The following is a 25,814-nucleotide window of genomic DNA, read 5'->3' on the forward strand; positions in this document are numbered from 1 at the left end:
TAAATATAGAACACTAAAAAAGAAACTAGATAAAAAATGAAAAAAATTGTTATTACAGGAGGAGCGGGGTTTATTGGGTCGCATGTGGTGCGTCGTTTTGTGACGAAATACCCGGAGTATCATATTTTTAATTTAGATGCCTTGACGTATGCTGGGAATCTAGAGAATGTTAAGGATATTGAAAAATCGCCTAATTACACTTTCGTGAAAGGTGATATTACGGATGAGACTTTTATTAACGACTTGTTTGCCAAGCATCAATTTGATGGTGTTTTGCATTTGGCTGCAGAATCTCACGTAGATCGTTCGATTACGGATCCGTTGTCTTTTGTGAAAACCAATGTTTTCGGTACCATGATTTTATTGAATGCTGCTAAAAATCTGTGGAAAGATAATTTTGAAGGGAAACGTTTTTATCATATTTCGACCGATGAGGTGTATGGTACTTTGGGAGCAGAAGGCTTATTCACCGAAACGACCCCTTACGATCCGAATTCTCCTTATTCGGCTTCTAAAGCGAGTTCGGATCACTTTGTGCGTGCGTATGGCGAAACCTATGGCTTGCCGTATGTATTGACCAATTGTTCTAATAACTACGGCCCCTATCATTTTCCTGAAAAATTGATTCCACTTTTTATTAATAATATAATTAATAATAAGCCCTTGCCTGTCTATGGCGATGGGAATTATACCCGTGATTGGTTGTTCGTGAAAGATCACGCTGTAGCTATTGATTTGGTGTTTCATCAGGGAAAAAATCACGAGACCTACAATATCGGTGGCTTTAATGAATGGAAAAATATCGACTTGGTAAAAGTACTTTGCCAATTAATGGATCAAAAACTGGGTCGCCCAGAAGGGATGTCTCAGGCCTTGATCACTTATGTTAAAGATCGCCCAGGACACGATTTACGTTACGCTATCGATGCCAATAAAATCAATCAAGAATTGGGTTGGAAGCCGTCGGTTACTTTTGAAGAAGGTTTAGAACAAACTATCGATTGGTATTTGAGCAATCAAGAGTGGTTGAATAGCGTGACTTCGGGGGCGTATGCTTCGTATTATGAAAATCAGTATTTGTAGGTAGTTGTGAGGGGTGTGAGTTGTCTGGGTTGTGAGTTGTGTGGTAAAGTTTTCGTTTTGCCCCAATCAAATGGGGAAGTTAGAAATTAGAGATTAAAAGTATTGAAAGGGAACAGAAAAAAAGACTTATTGACTTGCCAAAGCTGCACACCACGTCAGTTCGAGTGTTTTTAGGAAAATGCGGTAGCCTTTTCTTAAAAATGTATCGAGAACGTTTGGGTGCACGAAAGGTTCTCGATACATTTTCTATACCTTGCTGTCGCAGTGCATAGAAAACACTCGAACTAACCGATAGGTGTTGAGGGCGTTTAGGTGCAGCGTCGTTCTCGATACATTTTAATCGCCTTCGCTATCGCGTGGCAATTAAAACACTCGAACTGACGTCTCGATATGATTTAAAAGGCTGTCGCATTTCAAATTTACTCGAACTGAAGAAGAGGGAGGTATTGAGAGTATTTGGGAGCAGAGAAAGTTGGTTATGAGTCTTGAACTTAAGTTCAGTATGTAGTATGAATGACCTTAAAACTGAAAATAAAAAACAATATACTACAAACCAAAAACAATAAACAATTTTTCAGATGAACTGGTACGTACTCTATACAAAGCCCAAATGGGAGAAGAAAGTAGCTGATAAGCTAGTGGGGATGGGTATCGTTGCCTATTGCCCGACGGTAGTGAAGGTGCAACAATGGAGCGATCGCAAAAAGAAAGTGGAAGTGCCGCTGTTTTCCTCCTACGTCTTTGTACAGTTGGAGGAGAAAGATCGAAATGCCGTTTTTGCAGTAGTGGGGGTGCTACGCTATTTGTTTTGGTTAGGTAAACCGGCCATCGTTAGAGATCTGGAGATGCAATCGTTACAACATTGGTTGTCGGGTCCCGAGGACTTTGATGTCGAAGTGGCTGCTTGGCAGCCCGGAGATCGCATAGTACTCGAACAAGGGATGTTCAAAGATCAAGTGGCCATAGTACAAGAAGTGAAGCATAGTAGTTATGTGTTAGTCTTGGAGGCTTTGGAATGTGTGTTGAGGGTGGAGAGAAAAAGGGGGGAGGGTTTAACTGTTTAATCGTTTATTCGTGTAATCGGTTAACTGTTTAATTGTTTAATTGTAAGCTGTTAATTGGTTGTAAAGTTAGATGATTAAACAGTTCACCAATAATTAAGGTAATCAATTAAATAATTAAACAATTAAACGATTCAACCGTAAATCAGTTAACGAATTAACCTTTAAGTCAATAAAAAAAACACGAATTTAAGTTTTAAATAAGCCTACAATTCTTGTTTATTTGTCTTAAATTCGCAAAAAATTTAAATAGGGAGTCTTGTATGGGACTCACAGTGGCGAAGCCGTGGAAGGAAGTGAGAAGTGAGAGGTTAGAAGTGAAAAGTGAGAAGTGAGAGGTGAAATGGGGGATATCATGTCAAAGGCTACATCTGAACGCTGAAATGTAAAGTCGAGCGTAGTCGAGACTTTAACCGACAACCGACAACCGACAACCGACAACCGACAACCGACAACCGACAACCGACAACCGACAACCGACAACCGACAACCGACAACCGACAACCGACAACCGACAACCGACAACCGACAACCGACAACCGACAACCGACAACCGACAACCGACAACTAAAAAAATGAAAGTAGGAATCACCTTTAGTGCCTTTGATTTATTACACGCTGGGCACATTAAAATGTTAGAAGAAGCCAAGCGACAATGTGATTATTTAATTGTGGGTTTGCAAACGGATCCCACTTTAGACCGACCAGAAAAGAATCGACCTGTGCAGACTGTAGTGGAACGATACATTCAATTGAAAGGCTGTCGCTTTGTGGATGAAATTGTGCCTTATGCTACGGAACAAGATTTGGAAGATATTTTATGTTCCTTTAAAATTGATGTTCGTATAGTAGGCGATGAATATAGAGAACAAAATTTTACGGGCCGTATGTATTGCGAAGCTAAAGGAATTGAATTGTATTTCAACACCAGAGACCATCGATTTTCGAGTTCAGGGTTAAGGAAAGTTGTGGTAGAAAAAGAAAAAAAATAATTATATGTTTAATAATAAAGTACTTTTAATAACTGGTGGTACAGGCTCTTTCGGGAATGCCGTATTGAATCGATTCTTGCATACCAGTCACTTCAGTGAAATTCGTATTTTTTCTCGTGATGAGAAAAAACAAGAGGACATGCGCATTCAATTGAAGAATGAAAAATTAAAATTTTACATAGGAGATGTTCGTGATTATGCTAGTGTAGAGCGTGCTATGCGAGGCGTAGATTATGTCTTCCATGCGGCTGCCTTGAAACAAGTGCCTTCTTGTGAATTTTTCCCTATGGAGGCGACCAAAACCAATGTGTTAGGAACACAAAACGTGATTGATGCGGCAGTAGCCCATCAGGTACAAAAAGTGATTTGTTTGAGTACCGACAAAGCTGCTTATCCAATTAATGCAATGGGAATTTCGAAAGCCTTAATGGAAAAAGTGGCCGTAGCAGCCTCTCGGAATGCTAATCAAACCACTGTTTGTTTGACCCGTTATGGGAATGTGATGGCTTCGCGTGGGTCTGTGATTCCACTATTTGTGAAGCAGATTCAAGCAGGCCAACCTTTGACAATTACCGATCCGAACATGACCCGTTTTTTGATGTCGCTTGATGAGGCGGTGGAGTTGGTATTGTTTGCTTTCGAACACGGAAACCCAGGGGATTTGTTTGTGAATAAAGCGCCTGCTGGAACCATACGCGATTTGGCAGAAGCGTTGATGCGTTTGTGTCAATCGGAAGTTACAGTGAAAATTATTGGCACACGACACGGAGAGAAGTTATACGAAACGTTGTGTACCCGAGAGGAAATGATGAAAGCAGAGGATATGGGGGATTTCTACCGTATCCCAGCTGATAATAGAGATTTGAATTACAATCAGTATTTCACAGAAGGGGAAGTGGATATGTCGAAGATAGAGGATTACCATTCTCATAATACTGAACAAATGGATGTTGAGGGGATGGTGCAACTGCTACGCAACTTACCGTTTATTCGAAAAGAAGTGCTGGGTGAGGAGATAGATCAGTTGTTGGTCTAAGTAGCTGCTGTGAAGTTAGCACGCAGATTTCGCAGATTGGTGCAGATGTTGAGTGTTTTTATGTGTTGTGTGTTGTGTGTGATGGAACGCGGATGAAGCGGTTCTTTTAAAGTGGCACGCAGATTTCGCAGATGGACTCAGATATTTTTTGTGTGTTGTGTGTGTGATGGAATGCGGATGAGGCGGATGGAGCGGGTTTACACGGATTTTTTTAATAGCACTCAGATATTGCAGATTGTAGCAGATTTGTTTGTTTTGGAACGCGGATGAGGCGGTTAAAGTGGAGTTTGGTTGATTTTTTAAGAAGCGCGCACCTTTCGCAGATGGGCGCAGTTTTTTTAAAAATAGAGGGAACGGATAGAAGTGATTAATTGTACTATTTTAAATTATATATGAGTACTAAGATAGCGCCTGTTTTAATAAAAGGGAATGTTCATAGTGATCAAAGAGGACAGTTGTTTTATAACAATGATTTTAATGCACTAGGGATCAAGCGAATTTATTATATTCAGAATACAGATACAGAATTTGTTCGTGGATGGCAGGGACATAAAATTGAGCAACGCTGGTTTTCAGTTGTTCAAGGTGCTTTTAAAATTGTACTTATTGCTATTGACAATTGGGATACTCCTTCAACTAATTTCAAACAGTTTGAGTTTCATTTAGATGCTCAAAAAATGGATGTTTTACACGTGCCTCCTGGATACGTTTCCAGCATCCAATCACAAGAAAAATCTTCAAAATTATTAGTGATGTCCGATTATTTATTAGGCGAGATTCAAGATGAATATCGATTTGATGGTAGTTATTTTCAAGAGCCAAGGCATAAGAGAGAAGAGCCAAGACAAAAGTGAGAAGAGCTAAGGCAGAAGTGAGAAGAGGCAAAAGTAAAAAGAGCCAAGGCAAAAGTGAAAAGAGTCAAGACAAAAGTGAGAAGAGCCAAGGTGAAAGTAAAAAGAGGTAAGTAGGTAATCAATTTATCAACTGGAACTTTTCTGAAGAGGCTTTGGGTTTTTTGTGGAAATTGTATTATGATGTTCAGAAGATAAGTGCTGAAAACATTGAAAAGGTCGGAGAAAGAATTACCCAAAATCAACGAAAAATACTAGAATGTATTCAACATAATCCCTATTGCTCTGCTAAGGAAATGGCGGTATTCGTTGGGATTTCCTCACGTAAAATTGAGGGTAATTTAAAAAAGCTTAAAGCATCCAATATGCTAGAACGTGTTGGAAGAACAAAAGGCGGTTATTGGAATATTATTAAGACAGATATATGATTAAAATAGGAATTACTGGACAAGAAGGTTTTGTCGGGACGCATTTATACAATACGATTGGACTTTTTTCTGAGGAATTTGAAAGGGTCCCATACGATATCAGTTTTTTTAAAACCGACGATTTGTTGGATCGTTTTGTGGAACAATGTGATGTTATAGTGCATTTGGCAGCGATGAATCGTCATAATGACCCGCAGGTTTTGTATGATACTAATGTGGGATTAGTAGAAACTTTAATAGCAGCGCTTCAAAGGACAGGTTCGAAACCACATGTTATGTTGTCCTCTTCCTCGCAAGAAGAACGTGATAATTTGTATGGCAAGTCCAAAAAAGTTGGAAGGGAGCTTTTAATGCAATGGGCAAATGAATCTGGAGCACCCTTTACGGGCTTGATTATACCCAACGTGTTTGGTCCCTTTGGACATCCTTATTACAATTCTGTCATTGCTACTTTTTCACATCAAATATCGCACGGAGAAACACCACAAATCCAAGTGGATGGTGAATTGAATCTAATATATGTAGGGGAGTTGGTCAGCGAAATTCTTCGAAAAATCAGAGAAAGTAAAACGACTCCCGCTTATGTAGTGCCCCATACACATACAGCCAAAGTATCGGAATTGCTGTCATTGCTACAAGGCTATAAAAGCTTGTACCAAGACAAAGGAGAAATCCCAACTTTACATTCCAAATTTGAATTGAATCTGTTCAATACGTATCGTTGTTATATGGATATTCAGAATCATTTTCCAGTAAAGTTTGTACAGCATACCGATCCTAGAGGGGCTTTCGTAGAAATTATTCGATTGGGAGTCGGAGGTCAGGTGTCTTTCTCCACTACTGTTCCAGGTATCACGAGAGGAAATCACTACCACACTCGAAAAATCGAGCGTTTTGCGGTGATCAAAGGTAAAGCCTTGATTCAATTGCGTCGTATTGGCACGGATGAGGTGTTGGATTTTTACTTGGACGGTGAGGAGCCGGCTTATGTCGATATGCCAATTTGGTACACCCACAACATCAAGAATATAGGAGACGAGGTATTGTATACTAATTTTTGGATCAATGAGTTTTATGATCCGGAGGATGGGGATACGTATTTTGAGAATGTTTAGAAATTTGTTTTGCTTGTTTTTTGGTCACTCAGATTTTAAGGATTGAAAAGATTTTTTATGGAAGTGAATGACATAACTTATAAAATTAGAGGGTGTATTTTTAAGGTATATAATACTCTTGGTCCGGGATTATTGGAATCTGTGTATGAGGCAGCTTTAATGCATGAGTTTCAAAAAAAGGTGTTCGGGCACAAAATCAAGTAGCCTTACCTGTTTTGTATGACGATGTAGTTTTGGAAATTGCTTTTCGGATAGACATTTTAGTAGAAGATTCTATTATCATAGAACTAAAATCGGTTGAGGAGTTTTCTAAGGTTCATTATAAACAGTTATTGACCTATCTTAAATTAGCCAATAAGGAAATTGGAATTCTTGTTAATTTCAATTCGGATGATATAAATGAAAACACAAAAAGGATTATTAACAACTATTATCAGGATTAATAAATATTTCCCAGTGCGTAAATTCCTTTATATCCTTTTAATCTGCGTGCTGTAACTTGTTTGTAAATTAAAAATAAATTATGAATGCATTTTTTCTATAAATGGAAGAATTTGCGTGAAAAAAATACATATGAAATCAAAACTAAAAGTGATGACGGTCGTAGGAACCCGACCAGAAATTATACGATTATCAAGAGTATTATCCGCCTTAGATGCTTCTGAAGCCATAGAACATGTGATTGTACATACAGGACAGAATTATGATTATGAGTTGAATCAAATCTTTTTTGAGGATTTGGGATTGCGCAAGCCGGATTATTTTTTAGAGGCTGCGGGTGCAACGGCTACGGAGACGGTGGGGAATATTTTGATTAAAATTGACCCATTGTTAGCGGAAGTGCAACCGGATGCCTTTTTGGTGTTGGGGGATACCAACTCTTGTTTGTGTGCGATTCCTGCTAAAAAGCGCCATATTCCTATTTTCCATATGGAAGCGGGGAATCGTTGTTTTGACCAAAGGGTGCCAGAAGAAACCAATCGCAAGATTGTGGATCACGTTTCGGATGTGAATTTAACCTATAGTGATATTGCTAGAGAATATTTGTTGCGCGAAGGCCTGCCAGCCGACCGAATCATTAAAACGGGTTCGCCTATGTTTGAGGTATTGCATCATTATTTGCCACAAATTGAAGCGTCGAAGGTGTTGGAGAAATTAGACTTAGAAGAAAGAAAGTTCTTTGTAGTTTCGGCACATCGAGAAGAAAATATCAATTCTGAGAAAAATTTTATGGGCTTGATGACGGCTTTGAATGCCATTGCGGATACCTATAAAATGCCTATTATCGTTTCTACGCATCCACGTACCCGTAATATGATTGAAAAAATGAAGGTGGAAGTTCGACCTGAGATACAATTCTTAAAACCGCTAGGGTTTCATGATTACAATGCTTTGCAAATGCGTTCTTATGCTGTGTTGTCTGATAGTGGTACCATTTCGGAAGAATCTTCTATTTTGAATTTTAGAGCCTTGAATATCCGTCAAGCCCACGAACGTCCTGAAGCTATGGAAGAAGCATCGGTAATGATGGTAGGTTTGAGTCCCGAGCGCATCTTGCAAGGTTTGTTGCAAGTACAAACCCAAAACATAGATGGAGAACGTAATTTTAGAAAAGTAGCCGATTATTCGATGCCGAATGTTTCCGAAAAAATGGTACGTATTATTTTGAGTTATACGGACTATGTGAAACGTGTGGTTTGGAGTGACACATTCTAGATTGGATTTTATGAAAGTAGTAATGATTAATTCGGTTTCTGGTTATGGCAGCACAGGTTCTATCTGTGTAGATATTGCTTTGGAATTGGAGCGTCAAGGTCATGAATGTTTTATTGCGTACGGTCAGGTTTCGCGGGGGTATCAAAATGAATTCAAAATAGGTACCAAACTAGAAAATCATTTGCACAATGTAGGTTCAAGATTGTTTGGTAAGCAAGGGTATTTTACAAAAAGAGGCACAAAGAAATTAGTTGATTTTTTACGTTCTTACAATCCAGATGTTATACATCTTCATAATTTACATGGTAACTATTTGAATTTAGAAATTTTATTTAAATACCTTATTGAAGTGCAAAAACCTGTTGTCTGGACACTTCATGATTGTTGGGCTTTTACTGGTAAATGTGCGCATTACACAGATGTAAATTGCTACAAGTGGGAAACACAATGCAAGCAGTGTCCGCAGTTAGCTAGTTATCCACCAAGTTTGTTTTTTGACTATTCCAAAGAAATGTTTAATGATAAAAAGAAATGGTTAATAGGTTTACAAAATCTTCAAGTTATTACCGTTTCACATTGGCTTAATCAAGAAGCTTCGCGTTCTTTCTTAAAAAAATATCCAATTAGTACCATTTACAATTGGGTTGAGCACAGTATCTTTAAAGAAAGCAGGAATGATGATTTTATTAAAAAGTATAGTATAGATTGTTCGAAATTCACAATTATTCTGGTAAGTGCTAGCTGGCATGCTCAAGATGTAAAATGGCAAGATGCCCTCAAATTAGCGCAAATCATCGATAGTGATTCACAAATAATTTTAGTCGGAAATGTGGCGTCTCCCAATTTGGTGCCGAAAAATTGTATTCATATCGATTATTTACATGGTAACGAAGAACTCGCTATAGCCTATTCGGTTGCCGATGTTTACGTTCATCTCTCTACTGAAGATACCTTTGGTAAAGTTATCGCAGAAGCGATGAGTTGCGGCACACCAGCCATAGTTTATGATGCAACGGCTTGTCCTGAGCTAGTAGATGAAGGTTGTGGTTACGTTGTCGAAAAGCGCAATATTGAACAAGTTAACGCTTCTTTACTAAAAGTGAAAGCCCATACTAAGAAGTTCTATTCTCAGAGCTGTGTTGATAAGGTAACGCAGGATTTTGACTTAAAAACTAATGTAGAAAACACGATTTTACATTATAAAAAAGGTATGAGTTATGGTAACTAATCTTTTCGTTATATTACTTATTCTAATCATAGGTTTTCATTATTCTAGAAAGAATGATTGTAATAATTATTTAAATCGGAAAAAATACATTTGGGTGATTTGCTTTATTTTAATCTTACAGTCTGGATTGCGAAATGTAGCTGTTGGGGCTGATACTTATGCGTATTTTAATTCTTTCGAAAATTCAAAAAATCAGTCTTGGGATGATGTTTGGGAAATTGTAAGCGAATATTATAAATATGACATTGGTAAAGATCCAGGTTTTCCAGTTTTTGAAAAGTTTTGTTCTACTATTAGCGATAGCTATCAAATTTTTTTGGTTATAATAGCAATATTGTTCTTTGTTTCTTTAGGTAATTTTATACTAAAGAATACTACTAAGCTTCAAGATGTAATTTTAGCTTTTGTAATCTATTCCGTTTTATTTTACGGTTTTTTTTCCATTACTGGACATAGGCAAACTTTAGCTACAGCTTTAACTTTGTTAAGTTTTGAATTCATTAAAAAAAGGAAAATTATTCCTTTTTTAATTGTAATTCTAATCGCATCAACACTTCACAAATCTAGTTTGATTTTTATTCTTTTTTATTTTGTTTGTAGAATAAAAAAACCAAAGATTATTTTTATTTCAACATTGCTATTATTTCCATTGTTTATGAGTACCAGAGATTTGCTTGCTGCCTTTTTCCAATCCATTAGTGGTTATGAAGGTTATGATCAATTTGAAGGTGCGGGGACATTCACATTTTCTGCTATCTTTTTGTTAATTTGTATTACTGCTTTGATACGACAAAAAATTTTGTTAAAAAGTAATAGTAATACTCAAAATTACTTCAATGCTTTTGCCTTGGCATTGTTGTTTTTACCCTTGACTTGGATAAATCCATCAATGATGCGCGTTGTGCAGTATTTCTCCATTTTCATGCTAATATTCGTGCCTGAAATTATAAGGTCTTTTGAATTCTATTCTGAAGATATACATCAAAGAGTAAGAATTGTTACCTTATTTGTTTTGATTTTACTATTTCTAAAAAGTAGTCAGAATGGAGAGCCGTATAGTTTTTTTTGGGAGGAAGTAAAACTTGGTAAACATTATGAGTAATATAAAATACATAGTATTTTATCATTGTTTTGAACCCAAGTTGAAGAAAAACTTCAGTTTAGCTGGAACTAACAAAATTGATTATGTGGAAAAAGTATTAAACAGAGATTTAAACTTAGAGGTAGAACTGATTTAGATTGTTGCGTTTTTGAGAAGCAAAATCATTTTACAAGATAATAAAAAGACACAGCAGTATTACAATGCATTTGCAATAGCTTTACTTTTTATACCCTTAGCCTGGGTAAATCCATCTGTAATGAGTGTTGTTCAGTATTTCTCTATTTTTATGTTGATTTTTGTTCCGGAAATAATCTATTCTTGTCAAGCAGTTTCCTCAAGGATAAAAAGAGACCTTGCAGTTTTTCTATCATTGTATTGATTGCTTTATTTCTAAAATCAAATTGGAATAGTCCTAATGTTTATAGTTTTTTTGGGAAGAAGTTCAATTCAAATTTATATTTAATGAATAATAAGGTAAAGGTTTTACAGGTGGTTTTCGGTATGCATTATGGAGGTACCGAAGCATTTATTTTAAATACTTGGAATTATATCGATAAAGACAACTTTTCATTTGATTATCTTTATTTTACAAAGCAAGAATGTCCTAGGGATTATGAACTTCTTTCAAATAGATCAATAATATATAGAGTTGTAGAGCCTAAATTTTTAAATCAAATAAATTTTACATATCAAATTTTTAAAGTTATTAATAAAAATAAGATAGGTATTATTCATTCGCATGTTAATGAATTAAATAGTTTGGTATGTTTTGCAGCTTATCTAGCAGGAGCTAAAGTAAGAATATCGCATATGCATTTTCCATTTGATTATTATAATTTAGGTTTTATAAAAAAGTTATATAGACAATTTCAGGTAAAATTTATTGAATTGTTTTCTACAAACATACTTTATTGTAGCAAACCTACTTTTGATACCTATAATTTCAAGGCAAAAATATTCTCTAAGTCTAAACTTTTAAATAATACAATTGATATAAAAAAATTCTCTGATGAAAGTTTTGACTTAAATAAAATTCGTTCAGAATTTGCTATACCTAATGGTTATAAAGTAATAGCAAATATTTCAAGATTCGATAAGAGTAAAAATCAAAAATTTATAGTAGAGGTATTCAAAGAAATGTTGCAAATTGACGACAAATTAATTCTTTTGTTGGGTGGCGATGGTATCTTGAAATCTGAAATTGAATCTTTTGTTACCTTGAATCATTTAAATGATAATGTTAAATTTATAGGAATCAGAAGTGATGTTGAAAAAATTTTAAAAATAACTGATTTGTATCTTTTTCCATCAATAGAAGAAGGATTTGGCATAGTTGTATTAGAATGTCAAGCAGCAAATGTAAAAATAATTTGTTCCACGGGAGTACCTAAATCAACTGATGTAAGTTTAGGTTTGGTTCATTACTTAGACCTGAATTTAGGTAAAAAATATTGGGCTGATTTTTCGTATAAATATTTGAAAACTGCAAAATACAAAAATACAGAAAATATTATTTTAGATAAGTTTGAAAATGCTGGTTATGGTGCGTTTAATCAAACCAAAATAATTGAAAAAATATATTTAAATGAAAAAAAATAAAATACATTATTTATGTTTTTATGCTGAGATGAACTCGGATTATACTTTTTTTCCATCAGCGATTCCAAAAATTGAATATTTGGTAGAAGTTTTAAAATTAGATTTTTCAGTACAGGTAGTTTCTTGTGTTAAATTATCAAAATTGGGGTTCAAAAAATCAAGAAGAAAAGTTGTAGATGATAAGGAAGCTCATTTGTATTTTTCAACTTTTAATTCAAGATTTTCATTTATCAATAAGTTAGAAATCTTATTAAGATGGTTTCAAATAATTTACTATGTGTTTTTCAAAATTAAGAAAGGAGAAAAGCTTTTGATTTATCATTCTCTTTTTTACTATAAAATATTTAACGCTTTAATATGGTTTATTAAAGTTGATACGATACTACAAGTGGAAGAACTCTATCATGCTGTTACGCCAGGATTATTACATTTGGAAGCTGATGAAAATAGATATGTCTTAAAGTTTAGAAAACTACTTTTAGTTAGTGATTTATTAGAAAGCAAATTCAAGAATTTTAATAATCGAACAATAGTGTGCTATGGTGATTATAGATCACTTGACTTTTCTCCATTTAAAAAACACACTTCTCCGGTAATAGAGAATGTAAATGTAGTTTATGCAGGTGTTATAGAATCCTCGAGAAATGCAGTTTTTTTTGCTTTAGAAGTGATAAAATTACTGCCTAATAATTATTTTCTTAATATTGCAGGTTTTGGAAACAACGAAGATGTAAAGAAACTACTTTCAGAAATAAATATTATTAATCAAGGAAAAGAAAGGGTTAAATATTTAGGTTATTTGACGGGTTCCGAATATTCAAATTTATTATTAAAATGTGATATTGGACTAAGCTGTCATCAATACAGAGATGACGAGTTAATTTCTGCAGACAATTCTTTTCCTTCGAAGATAATAGTTTATTTAAAACATCGATTGGTTATAGTTTCAAATAAAATTAACTGTGTAATTAATTCTGAAGTTGGACAACATATTACTTTTTTCAATAGTACACCAAGAGATGCTTCAGATGCAATTTTAAATGTTGAGATTAATGAAAATTTGGATTCAGTTATTAGTGGACTTGATTATAAATTTAAAAAAGAATTTGTTGTATTTTTAAACCAGCGGTATAATGATAAATGTTAAAAATAAATTTCCAGCTTTAACTGATGTTCCAGTTCTACTAATGATTTTTGTTAGACCAGAGAAGTTGGTCGAGTCGTTCGCTGCAATAAAAAATGCGCGTCCTAGTAAATTATTAATTGTCTCTGACGGACCAAGAAATTCACATCCAACAGATAGAATGTTGAATGATGAATGCAAAGAAATGGTTAAGGATATTGATTGGGAGTGCGAAGTTTTTCATCAATATTCAGAAATTAATAGAGGTATGTATGTGACTGCATACAATGCATTTAAATGGGCTTTTTCATTAGTCGACAGATTGATTTTTATTGAAGATGATGTAGTTCCTAATTTTAGTTTTTTTAAGTTTTGCGAAGAAATGCTTAATAAATATGAAAATGATTTTCGTATTCATACTATTGGAGGATTGAATCATGAGGGAATTTATTTTCCACCTACAGCAGATTATTTTTTTTCTAAAGCTGGTTCAATATGGGGTTTCGCACTATGGAAAAGAACATATGAATTATTTGAGTATGATCTAAAGTTTAATGAAGATCTATATCATAAAAAATTGCTTTTAGAGTCTTTTCATAAATCTCATAGGAGACATGTAAAAAAGTCTATAGAATTAAAGCGTCAGAATTTTTTAAAGAATGAAGAAATGGGCGATTTTGAGCTTATAAATGCGGCATCTTTTTTTCTTAGTAGCGGATTAATGATTATACCTAAGTATAATCTTGTATCTTGTCATGGAATTTCAGAAAATGCAGGGCATAATGTTAATCATCCTCTAAAGTTGCCTAAATCAATTCGAAGATTGTTTAATATGAAAACGTATGAATTACAATTTCCATTGAAGCATCCCAATTATATGATTGCTGACAGCGAATATGAAAAGTTAGTGTATAAAATAATGGGTAATAGTAGATTTATTCGTTTTTTACGCACAATAGAAGGAATATTGAGAAGAATATTTTACGGATTTATTTTAAGAAAATAATAAAAATATGATACCAGTCACCAAGCCGTTTCTTCCTCCACAGGAAGTATATGCAAAATATTTGACAGGAATTTGGCAACGCAATTGGTTAACCAATATGGGACCATTGGCAAATGAGCTAGAAATGAGATTAAAAGAACATTTAAAAGTAGAACATTTGTTATTTGTAACCAATGGTACTGTTGCTCTACAAATGGCTATAAAGGCATTGGATTTAAAAGGAGAAATCATTACTACTCCTTTTTCTTTCATTGCAACAACTAGTAGCATTGTATGGGAGGGTTGTCAACCAGTTTTTGTTGATATAAATGAGAAGTCTCTTAATATTGATGTAACAAAAATTGAAGCTGCGATTACTGATAAAACTTCTGCCATTTTAAGCACACATGTATATGGTAATCCTTGTGATGTTATTGAGATAGAAAGAATAGCAAAAAAACATAATCTAAAAGTTATTTATGATGGTGCTCATGCATTTGGTGTTGAGGTAAATGGTAAGTCTATATTTGAATATGGTGATATATCTACCTGTAGTTTACATGCTACTAAATTATATCATTCTGTAGAAGGTGGTTTAGTTTTTTCTAATAATGCTACTTTGCTTAAAAAATTGGCTTACATTCGAAATTTTGGTTTTAATGGTCCAGAAGCATTTGCGGAATTGGGGATTAATGGTAAAAACTCTGAATTTCATGCAGCAATGGGTTTAGCTAATTTAAATTATATTAAAGAGATAGATCAAAAGCGAAAGGAATTGAGTCTGCGTTATGATGAGAAGTTAAAAACATTAAAGGCAAGACGACCAATTTGGCATATTAATTCTGAAAATAATTTTTCCTATTATCCAATAGTTTTTGAAAGTGAGGAATTGATGTTGAAATGTATGGAATATTTAAAGGCCAATGAAATATTTTCTCGAAGGTATTTTTATCCTTCGTTAGCTAATACTTTGCCCTATCTTCAACCATTAAATTTTGAAATTACCGATAAAGTAGCTAGGTGTGTTTTATGTTTACCGTTATACGTTGATTTGTCTATAGAAGAAGTTGATTTGATTTGTAGACTGCTATTAAGAATTCAAAATAATTAAAAATATGTTAATAATCGGGCAAAAGGTTTAGCAAAAGAAGTTTTGGAAGTTTTTTATCAATTGGGTCAATTAGAAGGCTTATCGTTTTACGATGATGTTAATAAGGATATTGGAGAATTTTTATATGATAAATTTGCAATTTTGAAGACTGAAACGGAAGTAAAAGAGTATTTCATTAAATATGGAAATAGATTTACAATTGGAGTTGGAAACCCACATCTAAGATATAAATTATATAATAAATTTAGAAATTTAGGAGGTGATTTTACATCAATTGTAAGTCCATTGGCAGAGATTGGACATTTTGGAAATAACATAGGAGAAGGTTCAAATATTATGACAGGAACTATTATTACAAATGATATTTTTATAGGAAAAGGTTCTTTGATAAATTTGTCTTGTACAATTGGCCACGATTCAATAATACATGAATTTGTAGAATTATGTCCAGATGTAAATATTTCCGGAAATTGTACGATTGGAGCTTATACATTTGTTGGAACTAATTCTGTAGTATTGCCAAATGTCAAAATAGGAAAAAATGTTGTAATTGGAGCAGGATCTATAGTTACTAAAGATATTCCTGATAATTGTATGGCATTAGGAATACCAGCAAAAATTATTAAGGAATTAACTCCATTAAGTTTTTAAAATTAGAAAACATCATTTTTTTTTAAAATATTTGTAATTTTTTAGATAAAACTGATTCTTCATTCTAAATAAAATTAAATAAAGCGATTACTGTTATTTTACATTTAAATAATTTAATTTATATCATTTGAATTCAAATTCTCAAATCAAAAAAGGCGCTTTATTATCCTATGCTGCTATTGTGTTCAATATTATAGCAGGGTTTGTATATACTCCTTGGATGGTGAGTCAAATTGGTAAATCAGACTATGGTTTGTATATTTTGGTAACAGCATTTTTAACCTATTTTGTTATGGACTTTGGTTTGGGTCAAACTATTGCAAGATTCATAACGAATTATAAGGTTAAAAATGAAATTGAGAAAATCAATCAACTTTTGGGTTTGACTACTCGATTTTATTTGTTTATCAATCTCCTAATCTTTATTATTTTAATTGGGGCTTATTTTTTTATAGAAAACATTTTTTTAGAATTAACTCCAGTTGAAATTGAAAAATTTAAAGTCGTTTACCTTATTGCTGGTGGCTTCAGTTTGCTTTCTTTTCCTTTTTTACCATTAGATGGCGTGTTGATTGCCTATGAGAAATTTGTAGTTTTAAAGCTATGTGATGTTATTAGCAAAGTTTCTATAATCGTTCTTATGGTCATAGCTTTACTTATGGGCTATAAGTTGTATGCATTAGTCGCTATAAATGCCCTAGTAGGAATTGTTGTTATAGTGATAAAACTTATTGTTATAAAAAAATCACTACCACTAAGACCTAATTTTAAATTTAGAAGCAAACCTTTACTGAAAGAATTGTTTAAATTTTCTTTCTGGATTTCTGTTATTGGTATAGCGCAGAGGTTATTAATAAATATAGCTCCTTTAGTTTTAGGAATTGTATCTGGTACTGAAGCAATAGCGATATTTTCTATAGGGGTAATAATTGAAGGCTATACATGGACTTTTGCTCATGCTTTAAACGGCTTATTTCTCTCCAAAGTATCGCAATTAAATTTGGAAGAAAATAATCTAAAAGAGATTACCAACTTGATGATTCGAGTGGGAAGAATTCAATTAATTGTAATGGGATTATTACTTATTGGTTTGATTGCTTTGGGGCAAGAATTCATAATTTTGTGGATGGGTGAAAGTTTTACAGCTTCGTATTTGGTTGTTGTTTTACTTATTACACCGGGTTTCATTTCTCTCACGCAGGAAATTGCGTATACTTATTTGTTTGTTATCAATGAATTAAAATATCGAGCGCTATTATTTTTATCTGGTGCAGTTGTTAGCTTGATTATTTCTTTTTTGTTAGCTCCAACGTTAGGCGCTTTGGGGTGTGCTATAGGGATTTTTACTGCTACTTTTGGATTTCATGTATTAGGAATGAACTATATCTATTGGAAAAAAGTTAAATTAAACATTCCGCGCTTTTTTAAAGAATGTTTCGGTAATTTACTCCTGCCACTTATTTTGACACTTTTATTTGGTTTTTTTCTCTCGTACAGTTTTACTTCAACCAATTTTTTACTATTCGTTCTTAAGGCAGTAACTTTAGTACTTTTTTATATGATATCATTATGGTTTCTAGGATTAAATAAAGATGAAAAAGAATTGTTTACACAGCCAGTGCTCAAAGTAATGAATAAATTTAAAAGAAACTAATATGCCATTACTAAGCGTTATCGTTCCCGTATATAAAGTAGAAGACTATTTACATCAATGTGTTAATAGTGTTCTTAATCAACATTTCAAGGATATAGAAATTATATTAGTAGATGATGGTTCGCCTGATAGTTGTCCGGCAATTTGCGATGAGTTCGCAAAAAAAGATGGCAGAGTCAAGGTCATTCACAAAGTAAACGGGGGGGCATCTGATGCTCGTAATGAAGGTATGAAAAGTGCAAATGGAGAATACCTGATATTTTTAGACAGCGATGATTACTGGAAAGATTATGACTTTTTAGATGGTTTAGCTAGAGTGATTTTACATGAAAAAGGAGTTGAGGTTATTAATTTTGGTTTTGTAAAATACTACTCGCGAACAAATAGATACATAAAGGATAAAAGAGATTTCTCAATAGATAATCAAATTGAAGAAGGAACTAGTGAATATGTCAAAAGATTACTTCAAAATGATCTTTACATTGCTTCTCCATGGAATAAATGTATCAAAAGAAACTTTATTTTTGATAATCATCTCTTTTTTAAAAAAGGTTTACGTAGTGAAGATATGGCTTGGTGTGGGGATATTTTATTTTTGATGCCTAATATGACTTGTTTAAATGTGCACTCTTACATTTACAGACAAGAAGTAGTAAACTCTGTATCAAATTGCGTAAATGAAAATCACATTAAAGATATAATAGAAATGATTAAAATTGCTTTAAAAAAAGCAGAAATTTTGGATTACGAAGAAAGATATTATTATCTTAGTTTCTATGCAGTACAATATCTAACGTTGTTATTTAACCTTGAAAATTTAAAACATAAAATAGGTAATGTTTTGTCAAAAGAAACATATTTATTAAGAAGTATATTAAATTATGATCTTAACCCTAAAGTTAAAATAGCTAGTAATTTTAAAAAATTATTTGGGTATAAAATGATGAGCATGATACTTAGGTTTTACATACAATTTACCCAAAAATGAGAGTTTTAATAATATCCCATGAGGTATGGACAGAAAGTAGCAATGGTGGAAATGTTCTGTCTAATATTTTTTCTGGATTTGATGCAGAATTTGCACAGATCTACTGCAGTTCCGGAATTCCAAATAATAAACTTTGTAAGAACTATTTTCAGATTACAGATAAAATGATCATAAAAGGTCTGCTTAAAAGACAAAAAATTGGTAAGCAGATTAAATTTGATGAATTTCCTTATCAAAGTACAGTTATAGCAACTAATAATGAAAATCAGAAATGGTATTTCAAGATATTTACAAGATACAGGTGGTCATTATTTAGTCTATTAAGAGAATTTTTATGGAAACTTTCATCATGGAAAACTTATGAACTAGAGAAATTTATCTTAGATTTTAAACCAGATATAATATTTGCACCTTGTTACAGTCATATGTTCATGTTGCGTTTAGATAGATATGTAAAAAAAACAGCAAAAGTGAATATGATATCTTATATTTCGGATGATAATTATTCCCTCCGACAATTTAATTTATCGCCTTTTTATTGGTTAAACCGTTTTCTTTCTAGAGGATCGATAAGAAAGACATTTAAGGATTATAGTTTAGTCTATACAATGACCGATGAGCAGGCAAATGAATTAAACAAATCTTTACTGGCTAATATGAAAATATTGCTAAAAGGAGATGATTTTTCTGGAGAAAGTAAGAAGTTGCTTGTCAACAACCCTATAAGAATAGTCTATGCTGGAGGGATTTACGTAAACAGGTGGAAAATATTATCTAAAATTGGTGAAGTTTTAAAAGAAATTAATGAAGATGGTGTTAAAATAAGATTAGATATTTACACGCAGAATACTTGTTCTCAAAGACAAAAAAATGTTTTGCATGATGGAAGGTCAATTTTTTTGCAAGCAGCTGTCGGGCAAAACGAATTGAAAAAAATTTACAAATTAAGCGATATTGCGCTCCATGTAGAATCATTTGAATTAAAGTACAGATTGCTTACTCGACTATCCTTTTCTACAAAGATTGTGGATTGCTTAGCAAGTACTTGTGCAGTTATCGCAATAAGTTGGAAAGGACATGCAGGATTGAAATATTTAATGCAAAATGATGCTGCCCTTTGTATTGATGATATATCAAAGCTTAAGGAAACATTGATTGGTTTAGTGCAAAAACCTGATACGGTAGTCGAGTATGCTAATAAGGCTTGGCTATGTGGTAAGAGAAATCATCAAATAGATAAGATTAGTAAGGATTTGCAAAGTGATTTTTTAAGGTTTAAAACCGATAATAGATTTTTTTTAAATGGTGAAAAATAACTCCAAACTTATTCGCACTTCTACCGTACCCATGTCCCTAGATTATCTTCTTAAAGGGCAATTAGCCTTTTTGAAAAGTAATTATGATGTAATCGCCGTTTCAGGCCACGATGAACGCTTGGAGTCGGTTGCAGCTAGGGAGCAAGTGCAAACTATTGCTGTTGAAATGCAACGGGCTATAAGTCCGCTCAAGGATCTGAAATCATTATGGCAGCTATACCTACTTTTTAAAAGAGAAAAGCCGCTCATCGTACATTCGATTACACCTAAAGCGGGATTGCTTACCATGCTGGCTGGTTATTGTGCTCGAGTTCCGTTACGGATTCATACTTTTACGGGACTTATCTTTCCTACAAAAAAAGGTTTTTTACAACAAGTTTTGATTTTTATGGATCGTCTGCTTTGTTCATGCGCGACCCATATTTACCCTGAAGGACAAGGGGTTAAGAAGGATTTGATTTCGTATCGTATCACTTCAAAACCATTGAAAGTTCTTGCTAATGGTAATGTAAATGGTATTGACACCCATTTTTTTTCAAAGGAGCCGTTACCTCTTAAGGAGCAAGTATCTTTACAACATGAATTAGGGATAACTGATCACGATTTTGTTTTTGTATTTGTGGGCCGTTTAGTTCGAGATAAGGGAATTAGTGAATTGGTTTCGGCATTCATAAAACTCAAAAAAGAACGTTCAAAAAAGGAGAATGACGAATTTAAGGGAGAGCATCAAAGCGAAAACCTATTTAAAGAGGCAGTCAATTCAAAAACTAAATTTCAAAATATAAAATTGCTTCTCGTTGGGCCTTTTGAATCCGAATTAGACCCATTAGAACAAAAAACCTTGAAAGCAATAGCGTCCAATACCGATATTATTTCAGTTGGTTTTAAAAAAGATGTTCGCCCTTATTTTGGTATTAGTGACTGTTTGGTTTTTCCAAGTTACCGTGAAGGTTTTCCAAATGTCGTGATGCAAGCAGGGGCTATGGGATTGCCTAGTATTGTAACAGATATCAATGGATGCAATGAAATTATAATTGAAGGTAAAAATGGGACTATTATTCCAGTCAAAGATACTGAAGCCTTGTTTCAGGCTATGAACAAAATGATGATAGATGATGCTTTTAGAAGGCAACTGCAACAAAAAGCTAGACAAATGATCGTTTCTCGTTACGAACAGAAAGTAGTTTGGGAAGCTATTTTAGCAGAGTATAAAGAATTAGAAGGTAGTGTATTGTAATTTTATCAAACCCACCTTAGTTTTTTAAATCTTTCACGATATTGATTTTGCTTGAAACGTTTTTGTTTTCTTGCTATTCTTTTTTTTCACAAAGGATAACTTTGTTTTAACTCGTGCTAAAAAAAATGAAATGAGGAGCCCTTTTTATTACGGTTTAGCCACTTGTTAATGCAAACCGTATTACATTTTTTTTAAAAAATGAGCAATTAAAAATCAACTAGATATAAACGTTTGGTAGTAATTTTATGTATATAATTGGAGCTGGAGGACATGGTAAAGTAGTGGCAGAAATTGCAGAGCTTCTTAGGGAACGTATTTATTCGTTTGTTGATGCAAATGAGTCTATAACACAACTTTGGGATTATCCTGTTGTTGCTACTTTTCCTGATAACAGTAACAGTGTTGTTATAGCCATTGGCGATAACCGTGTCAGAAAAGCAATCAGTAGTGCGTTTACTGCACAGTATATCAGTCTTTTTCATCCTTTTTCACAAATTAGTAGTCGGAGTAAAATTGGCGAAGGAACTGTTGTTATTGGTGGTGCGGTAATTAATGCTGCTGCCAGAATAGGAAGACATGTTATTATCAATACCAATAGTTCGGTAGGTCACGATACTTGTTTGGAAGATTTTGTACATATTGCTCCCAATGTTGCTTTAGCAGGTTATGTTCATATTGGTGAAGGGACTTTCGTTGGAATGGGAGCTTCAGTACTTCCTGGTGTACAAATTGGTAAGTGGTGTGTTATTGGAGCTGGTGCTGTTGTTTTGCAAAATGTTCCTGACGGGGCAACGGTTGTCGGAAATCCGGCCCAAGTAATTTTTAATGAGGCATATGGGCAAACGGAATACTAAGCTATTATCTTTTGGTGCAAGGTTGAGAAACAAAACCTTTTTTTTTCTGGATCAATTTAAAAAACCGAGTATTCGGCAGATGCTTACTGAGCAGAATAACTGGGTGCAAGTTGAAGATAAAGCATACTATTTGCGGAAAAAATTAACTGAATTGCTAACAAAGGCTTCCAATGATACGCTATTTTATAAAGACTTCAACGATAAAAGGTCACTGGTTTCCTTTCCCATAATGACCAAAGCTACGTTGATTCAAAATAGTAGTGGTTTACGCTCAAAATCCTTTCCCGATGCCACAACAGTAAGGGTGCATACCAGTGGTTCCTATGGGATGCCGGCTACTTTTTATCTTTCAAAGCGTAAGAAAAGAAGACAATGGGCTGAAGTGTTGTATTATGGAGCACATTGTGGTTATCAAGTTGGTACCGCTCATGCTTATTTTCGTTCTAATCCGCCAAAAAGCAAACTTCGGTTTTTTATTCAAAACGAATATTTTTTTGCTTCAAAAATTTTAGATGATTGTTTTGCAGCTCAAGCCGTGCAACAATTATCCCGTAAAAAAATAAAGATTCTCATTGGATTTCCTTCGGCAATAGCCTACCTCGCAACCTACTGTTTGCAACAGGAGCGCAGTCCTTCTGATTTTGCTATAGAGGGCATCATCAGTTGCTCTGAAAATTTGACAAACAGACATAGAGCAGTAATTGAAAAAGCTTTTGGTGTGCCCGTTCATAATCGCTATTCCACTGAAGAGTTAGGGGTTTTAGGGTATCAATATGAAAGAGAGGGTGTTTTTCAATTGAATACAGCTCATTATATTTTTGAAGTGCTTCAAATGGAAAGTGATGCGTCTGTTGCTGTAGGAGAAGTCGGTAGAGTCGTAGTAACCGATTTACATTCAGAGGCGATGCCGTTAATTCGCTATGAAACTGGTGATCTAGCAGTTTTGGAAGCAGTTTTTGATTTTGAGCCTACTTGGGCGAGACAATTGAAAGCTTTTTCGGGCAGGAGTGTTCAACTACTGCGATCAGTAGAGGGCAAACCATTATACCCGCTTTATTTTGATACCCTAATGGATGCGTTTCCTTTTTTTGAACAATATCAGCTTATTCAAGAATCTGAAACAACTTTTACCATAGTTTTAGTGCCTAATTTTGCATTTGAGAAAGAGAAGTTTGTTACATCCTCTTTTTTACAACCTTTTAAAAATTGGCTGGGTGCTGAAGCACTAATCACGATACGTTTTCAGTCCGATATTCAAAAGTTGCCTTCAGGCAAACGTCCTTATGTAATTAATAGATTAAAAACAACGTTATAAATATGTATCCATTTTTTACTAAAAGAGTATTCGATTTTGCTGCTGCTTTGGTTGGAGTAATGCTTTTTAGACCTGTCTTGTTGTTGTAGCTATCGGATTGTATTTTGGTAATCAAGGAATGCCTCTAAAAATAAAAACTGTAGCTTAAGATAATCTAGATTCTGTAAATAATTTGATTATTACACTTGTTAATATATATATCAAAGTAGAATTTCTCAAAATAAAACCATTACAATTCTATTCAATACATGAATAAATCTGAATTTATCGACAAACTATCCGATCTCGAATGGGAAGATTTTGAGGTAAAAGAAGCCAAAGCTGAAGTGCCAAAATCATCTTGGGAAACCATTAGTGCTTTTGCTAATTCTTCGGGTGGTTGGCTCGTTTTTGGTGTTAAACAAACTGGGAAAACGTTCGAAATTCAAGGGGTTACTAATCCTGAAAAAATCGAACAGGATTTCTTGAATACAATCAGAGGCGAGAAATTCAATGTCAATTTAACTCCTAAATCGACAAAATATACTTTCGACGGTAAGACGGTTCTTGCTTTTTATATTCCAGCTTCAAACAAGAAGCCTGTTTACTTTAACCTGCAAACCAATACGTATATTCGAAGAGGCAGTGCTGATACTAAAGCAACCAAAGAAGAAATTGATGCCATGTACCGTGACCAATCTTTCGGTACTAAATCTTCTGAAATTGCCGTTGGAACCAATCGTAACAGTCTAAATGAAACCTCATTGTTGCGGTACCGGGATTACATGGCGCGTTTCAACCCTAATGTAAGTTACAATCGTTATGATGAAGACGAATTTTTGCAAAAGCTACGAATTATAGAGGACGGAAGTTGTACTTATGGTGGTTTGTTGCTTTTGGGAAAAAGAGAAGTAATCGAAAAATATTTTCCTGATTTTCGGATTGATCTATTAGAAATTCCTGGTACTACGTATTCCGATGCCAAATCCCGTTATACGTTCCGTTTGGACGAACAGGAAAACTTATGGGAATACTATTTTGAGTGTTTTGCAAGGTTGAAACAGAAAGTCGATGTGACTTTCAAACTTTCTGCCGAAGGTTTTGGTGAAGAACTCTCTACTGGGCTAACAGCCATTAGAGAGGCTCTGGTAAATTTGTTAATGCACGCCGATTATTTTTCACCGGCTCATTCCCGAATCCGAATTTTTACGCATAAAATTGAATTTTTCAATGCGGGTGGTTTGCCCAAACCGATTGAAGAATTAAAAGAGAAAGATCTTTCCATTCCTCGAAATCCAATTATCTCAAAACTTTTCAGAATGGTCAAATTAGCGGAAAATGCTGGTTTTGGTTTTGATAAAATCGAATCAAATTGGTTGGAATATAACAAATCGTTGCCTGAGTACCAATTAGCATTTGACTCCGTGACAACTTGTTTCAATTTTACTTTCCATGATGATATTGAAGTGACCGAACAAGTAACCGAACAAGTAACCGAACAAGTAACCGAACAAGTAAGATTTTTGATTCAAGCTTTGGGCGAAGGGCAACATTCGACCTCCGAAATGAGAAAAATCGTAAACATTATTCATAAACCTACTTTTTTATATAGTTACTTAAAACCGTCTTTAGCATTAGGATTGATAGAAATGACACAGCCCAATAGCCCAAATAGTCCGACGCAACGGTACTATTTGTCACAGAGAGGACTTGCTTTAAAGTTGATGCTGAATAAAAATAAAAAATAGGTTTACACCGTTTTCAATATATCAAAAAAAAGCAAAATGTATCATTTTTTTTTTAAAAGAATAATAGACTTTAGTGTTGCACTAGTAGGACTGTTGTTGTTGACTCCGTTATTTATTATTATTACGATTGGTTTGTTTTTTGCGAACCACGGGAAACCTTTTTTCTTTCAAACCCGTCCAGGGAAAAACGAAAATTTGTTTCGTATTGTTAAGTTCAAAACCATGAACGATAAAAAAGATACTGAAGGCAATTTACTGTCCGATGCTGAACGCTTAACACCTATTGGCGCTTTTGTTCGTAAAACGTCTTTAGATGAATTGCCACAGTTGTTTAATGTATTGGTTGGAGATATGAGTTTGATAGGACCACGTCCTTTATTGCCTCAATATTTACCCTTGTATAATGAAAGGCAGCAAAGAAGGCATGAAGTAAAACCGGGAATTACGGGCTGGGCACAAGTGAATGGACGCAATGCGATTAGTTGGGTACAAAAGTTTGAGTATGATGTTTGGTATGTGGAGCATTTAAGTTTTACATTAGATGTAAAAATTTTATTTTTGACGATAAAAAAAGTACTGATTAAAGAAGGAATCAATTCTAACACTTCCGCTACAATGGAGGGATTTAAAGGCAATTAAAAA

At 34.0% G+C, this 25,814-nt stretch carries 23 protein-coding genes and 1 pseudogene; all 24 read left to right on the forward strand.

Annotated features, from left to right (window positions below):
* Positions 1-36 precede the first annotated feature (36 nt).
* The 24 genes and pseudogenes from rfbB (at position 37) to BXU11_RS04965 (ending at position 25,811) form a co-directional block, all read left to right on the forward strand.
* Positions 37-1,083 carry a dTDP-glucose 4,6-dehydratase gene (rfbB, locus tag BXU11_RS04845; RefSeq protein ID WP_078211190.1) on the forward strand — a complete coding sequence of 349 codons (1,047 nt, stop codon included), beginning with the start codon at positions 37-39 and terminating at the stop codon, positions 1,081-1,083.
* Between the two features lie 578 nt (positions 1,084-1,661).
* Positions 1,662-2,147 carry a UpxY family transcription antiterminator gene (locus tag BXU11_RS04850; RefSeq protein WP_078211191.1) on the forward strand — a complete coding sequence of 162 codons (486 nt, stop codon included), beginning with the start codon at positions 1,662-1,664 and terminating at the stop codon, positions 2,145-2,147.
* A 572-nt stretch (positions 2,148-2,719) separates the two neighbouring features.
* Complete coding sequence (locus tag BXU11_RS04860) at positions 2,720-3,136, forward strand: adenylyltransferase/cytidyltransferase family protein (RefSeq protein WP_078211193.1); 417 nt, start codon at positions 2,720-2,722, stop codon at positions 3,134-3,136.
* Between the two features lie 4 nt (positions 3,137-3,140).
* A complete protein-coding gene (locus BXU11_RS04865; RefSeq protein WP_078211194.1) occupies positions 3,141-4,172 on the forward strand; it encodes a polysaccharide biosynthesis protein in 1,032 nt (343 codons plus the stop codon).
* 392 nt (positions 4,173-4,564) lie between these two features.
* The gene (locus BXU11_RS04870) at positions 4,565-5,026 is read left to right on the forward strand and encodes a WxcM-like domain-containing protein (RefSeq protein WP_078211195.1); all 462 of its coding nucleotides are present in this window, start codon (positions 4,565-4,567) and stop codon (positions 5,024-5,026) included.
* Positions 5,027-5,196: 170 nt separating this feature from the next.
* On the forward strand, positions 5,197-5,451 hold the full coding sequence (locus BXU11_RS18575; RefSeq protein ID WP_223253705.1) for a winged helix-turn-helix transcriptional regulator: 255 nt from the start codon (positions 5,197-5,199) through the stop codon (positions 5,449-5,451).
* Positions 5,448-6,566, forward strand: a complete 1,119-nt coding sequence (locus BXU11_RS04880; protein ID WP_078211197.1) for an NAD-dependent epimerase/dehydratase family protein — start codon at positions 5,448-5,450, stop codon at positions 6,564-6,566. Before BXU11_RS18575 ends, BXU11_RS04880 begins: the two co-directional genes overlap by 4 nt.
* Before the next feature lie 57 nt (positions 6,567-6,623).
* Positions 6,624-7,009: pseudogene (locus BXU11_RS04885) on the forward strand (GxxExxY protein).
* A gap of 130 nt (positions 7,010-7,139) precedes the next feature.
* Positions 7,140-8,282 (forward strand): non-hydrolyzing UDP-N-acetylglucosamine 2-epimerase, encoded by a 1,143-nt coding sequence (gene wecB / locus BXU11_RS04890; protein ID WP_078211198.1) that lies wholly within the window; start codon positions 7,140-7,142, stop codon positions 8,280-8,282.
* Positions 8,283-8,292: 10 nt separating this feature from the next.
* Positions 8,293-9,510, forward strand: a complete 1,218-nt coding sequence (locus BXU11_RS04895; protein ID WP_078211199.1) for a glycosyltransferase — start codon at positions 8,293-8,295, stop codon at positions 9,508-9,510.
* Positions 9,500-10,612, forward strand: coding sequence for an EpsG family protein (locus BXU11_RS04900; protein ID WP_078211200.1), 1,113 nt, complete (start codon positions 9,500-9,502; stop codon positions 10,610-10,612). Before BXU11_RS04895 ends, BXU11_RS04900 begins: the two co-directional genes overlap by 11 nt.
* Positions 10,613-11,074: 462 nt before the next feature.
* A complete protein-coding gene (locus BXU11_RS04905) occupies positions 11,075-12,211 on the forward strand; it encodes a glycosyltransferase (RefSeq protein WP_078211201.1) in 1,137 nt (378 codons plus the stop codon).
* Positions 12,198-13,358 carry a hypothetical protein gene (locus BXU11_RS04910; RefSeq protein WP_078211202.1) on the forward strand — a complete coding sequence of 387 codons (1,161 nt, stop codon included), beginning with the start codon at positions 12,198-12,200 and terminating at the stop codon, positions 13,356-13,358. The genes BXU11_RS04905 and BXU11_RS04910 overlap by 14 nt, the downstream gene beginning before the upstream one ends.
* Positions 13,345-14,340, forward strand: coding sequence for a hypothetical protein (locus BXU11_RS04915; protein WP_078211203.1), 996 nt, complete (start codon positions 13,345-13,347; stop codon positions 14,338-14,340). Before BXU11_RS04910 ends, BXU11_RS04915 begins: the two co-directional genes overlap by 14 nt.
* Before the next feature lie 7 nt (positions 14,341-14,347).
* Positions 14,348-15,430 (forward strand): DegT/DnrJ/EryC1/StrS aminotransferase family protein, encoded by a 1,083-nt coding sequence (locus BXU11_RS04920; RefSeq protein ID WP_078211204.1) that lies wholly within the window; start codon positions 14,348-14,350, stop codon positions 15,428-15,430.
* Positions 15,431-15,472: 42 nt separating this feature from the next.
* Entirely contained in the window at positions 15,473-16,081 is a 609-nt protein-coding gene (locus BXU11_RS04925; protein WP_078211205.1) for an acetyltransferase, read from the forward strand.
* Positions 16,082-16,208: 127 nt separating this feature from the next.
* A complete protein-coding gene (locus BXU11_RS04930; protein WP_078211206.1) occupies positions 16,209-17,735 on the forward strand; it encodes a lipopolysaccharide biosynthesis protein in 1,527 nt (508 codons plus the stop codon).
* A gap of 1 nt (position 17,736) precedes the next feature.
* Positions 17,737-18,723 (forward strand): glycosyltransferase family 2 protein, encoded by a 987-nt coding sequence (locus BXU11_RS04935; RefSeq protein WP_078211207.1) that lies wholly within the window; start codon positions 17,737-17,739, stop codon positions 18,721-18,723.
* The gene (locus BXU11_RS04940) at positions 18,720-20,039 is read left to right on the forward strand and encodes a hypothetical protein (RefSeq protein ID WP_078211208.1); all 1,320 of its coding nucleotides are present in this window, start codon (positions 18,720-18,722) and stop codon (positions 20,037-20,039) included. Before BXU11_RS04935 ends, BXU11_RS04940 begins: the two co-directional genes overlap by 4 nt.
* Positions 20,026-21,276, forward strand: coding sequence for a glycosyltransferase family 4 protein (locus BXU11_RS04945; protein WP_078211209.1), 1,251 nt, complete (start codon positions 20,026-20,028; stop codon positions 21,274-21,276). Before BXU11_RS04940 ends, BXU11_RS04945 begins: the two co-directional genes overlap by 14 nt.
* Positions 21,277-21,521: 245 nt before the next feature.
* The gene (locus tag BXU11_RS04950) at positions 21,522-22,130 is read left to right on the forward strand and encodes an acetyltransferase (protein WP_078211210.1); all 609 of its coding nucleotides are present in this window, start codon (positions 21,522-21,524) and stop codon (positions 22,128-22,130) included.
* A 130-nt stretch (positions 22,131-22,260) separates the two neighbouring features.
* Positions 22,261-23,445, forward strand: a complete 1,185-nt coding sequence (locus BXU11_RS04955) for a phenylacetate--CoA ligase family protein (protein ID WP_139363441.1) — start codon at positions 22,261-22,263, stop codon at positions 23,443-23,445.
* A 248-nt stretch (positions 23,446-23,693) separates the two neighbouring features.
* Positions 23,694-25,172, forward strand: coding sequence for an RNA-binding domain-containing protein (locus BXU11_RS04960; RefSeq protein WP_078211212.1), 1,479 nt, complete (start codon positions 23,694-23,696; stop codon positions 25,170-25,172).
* A 36-nt stretch (positions 25,173-25,208) separates the two neighbouring features.
* Positions 25,209-25,811, forward strand: coding sequence for a sugar transferase (locus BXU11_RS04965; RefSeq protein ID WP_078211213.1), 603 nt, complete (start codon positions 25,209-25,211; stop codon positions 25,809-25,811).
* Positions 25,812-25,814 lie beyond the last annotated feature (3 nt).

Source organism: Flavobacterium sp. LM5, assembly GCF_002017945.1.
Classification (GTDB): domain Bacteria; phylum Bacteroidota; class Bacteroidia; order Flavobacteriales; family Flavobacteriaceae; genus Flavobacterium; species Flavobacterium succinicans.

Excerpts from the sequence above, each read along its gene's own strand:
- BXU11_RS04920 (WP_078211204.1), top strand. The coding sequence starts at position 14,348 with ATGATACCAGTCACCAAGCCGTTTCTTCCTCCACAGGAAGTATATGCA.
- BXU11_RS04895 (WP_078211199.1), top strand. The coding sequence starts at position 8,293 with ATGAAAGTAGTAATGATTAATTCGGTTTCTGGTTATGGCAGCACAGGT.
- BXU11_RS04935 (WP_078211207.1), top strand. The coding sequence starts at position 17,737 with ATGCCATTACTAAGCGTTATCGTTCCCGTATATAAAGTAGAAGACTAT.
- BXU11_RS04945 (WP_078211209.1), top strand. The coding sequence starts at position 20,026 with ATGGTGAAAAATAACTCCAAACTTATTCGCACTTCTACCGTACCCATG.
- BXU11_RS04860 (WP_078211193.1), top strand. The coding sequence starts at position 2,720 with ATGAAAGTAGGAATCACCTTTAGTGCCTTTGATTTATTACACGCTGGG.
- BXU11_RS04905 (WP_078211201.1), top strand. The coding sequence starts at position 11,075 with ATGAATAATAAGGTAAAGGTTTTACAGGTGGTTTTCGGTATGCATTAT.
- BXU11_RS04915 (WP_078211203.1), top strand. The coding sequence starts at position 13,345 with ATGATAAATGTTAAAAATAAATTTCCAGCTTTAACTGATGTTCCAGTT.
- wecB (WP_078211198.1), top strand. The coding sequence starts at position 7,140 with ATGAAATCAAAACTAAAAGTGATGACGGTCGTAGGAACCCGACCAGAA.
- BXU11_RS04940 (WP_078211208.1), top strand. The coding sequence starts at position 18,720 with ATGAGAGTTTTAATAATATCCCATGAGGTATGGACAGAAAGTAGCAAT.
- BXU11_RS04960 (WP_078211212.1), top strand. The coding sequence starts at position 23,694 with ATGAATAAATCTGAATTTATCGACAAACTATCCGATCTCGAATGGGAA.
- rfbB (WP_078211190.1), top strand. The coding sequence starts at position 37 with ATGAAAAAAATTGTTATTACAGGAGGAGCGGGGTTTATTGGGTCGCAT.
- BXU11_RS04850 (WP_078211191.1), top strand. The coding sequence starts at position 1,662 with ATGAACTGGTACGTACTCTATACAAAGCCCAAATGGGAGAAGAAAGTA.
- BXU11_RS04865 (WP_078211194.1), top strand. The coding sequence starts at position 3,141 with ATGTTTAATAATAAAGTACTTTTAATAACTGGTGGTACAGGCTCTTTC.
- BXU11_RS04950 (WP_078211210.1), top strand. The coding sequence starts at position 21,522 with ATGTATATAATTGGAGCTGGAGGACATGGTAAAGTAGTGGCAGAAATT.
- BXU11_RS04870 (WP_078211195.1), top strand. The coding sequence starts at position 4,565 with ATGAGTACTAAGATAGCGCCTGTTTTAATAAAAGGGAATGTTCATAGT.
- BXU11_RS04965 (WP_078211213.1), top strand. The coding sequence starts at position 25,209 with ATGTATCATTTTTTTTTTAAAAGAATAATAGACTTTAGTGTTGCACTA.
- BXU11_RS04910 (WP_078211202.1), top strand. The coding sequence starts at position 12,198 with ATGAAAAAAAATAAAATACATTATTTATGTTTTTATGCTGAGATGAAC.
- BXU11_RS04900 (WP_078211200.1), top strand. The coding sequence starts at position 9,500 with ATGGTAACTAATCTTTTCGTTATATTACTTATTCTAATCATAGGTTTT.
- BXU11_RS04880 (WP_078211197.1), top strand. The coding sequence starts at position 5,448 with ATGATTAAAATAGGAATTACTGGACAAGAAGGTTTTGTCGGGACGCAT.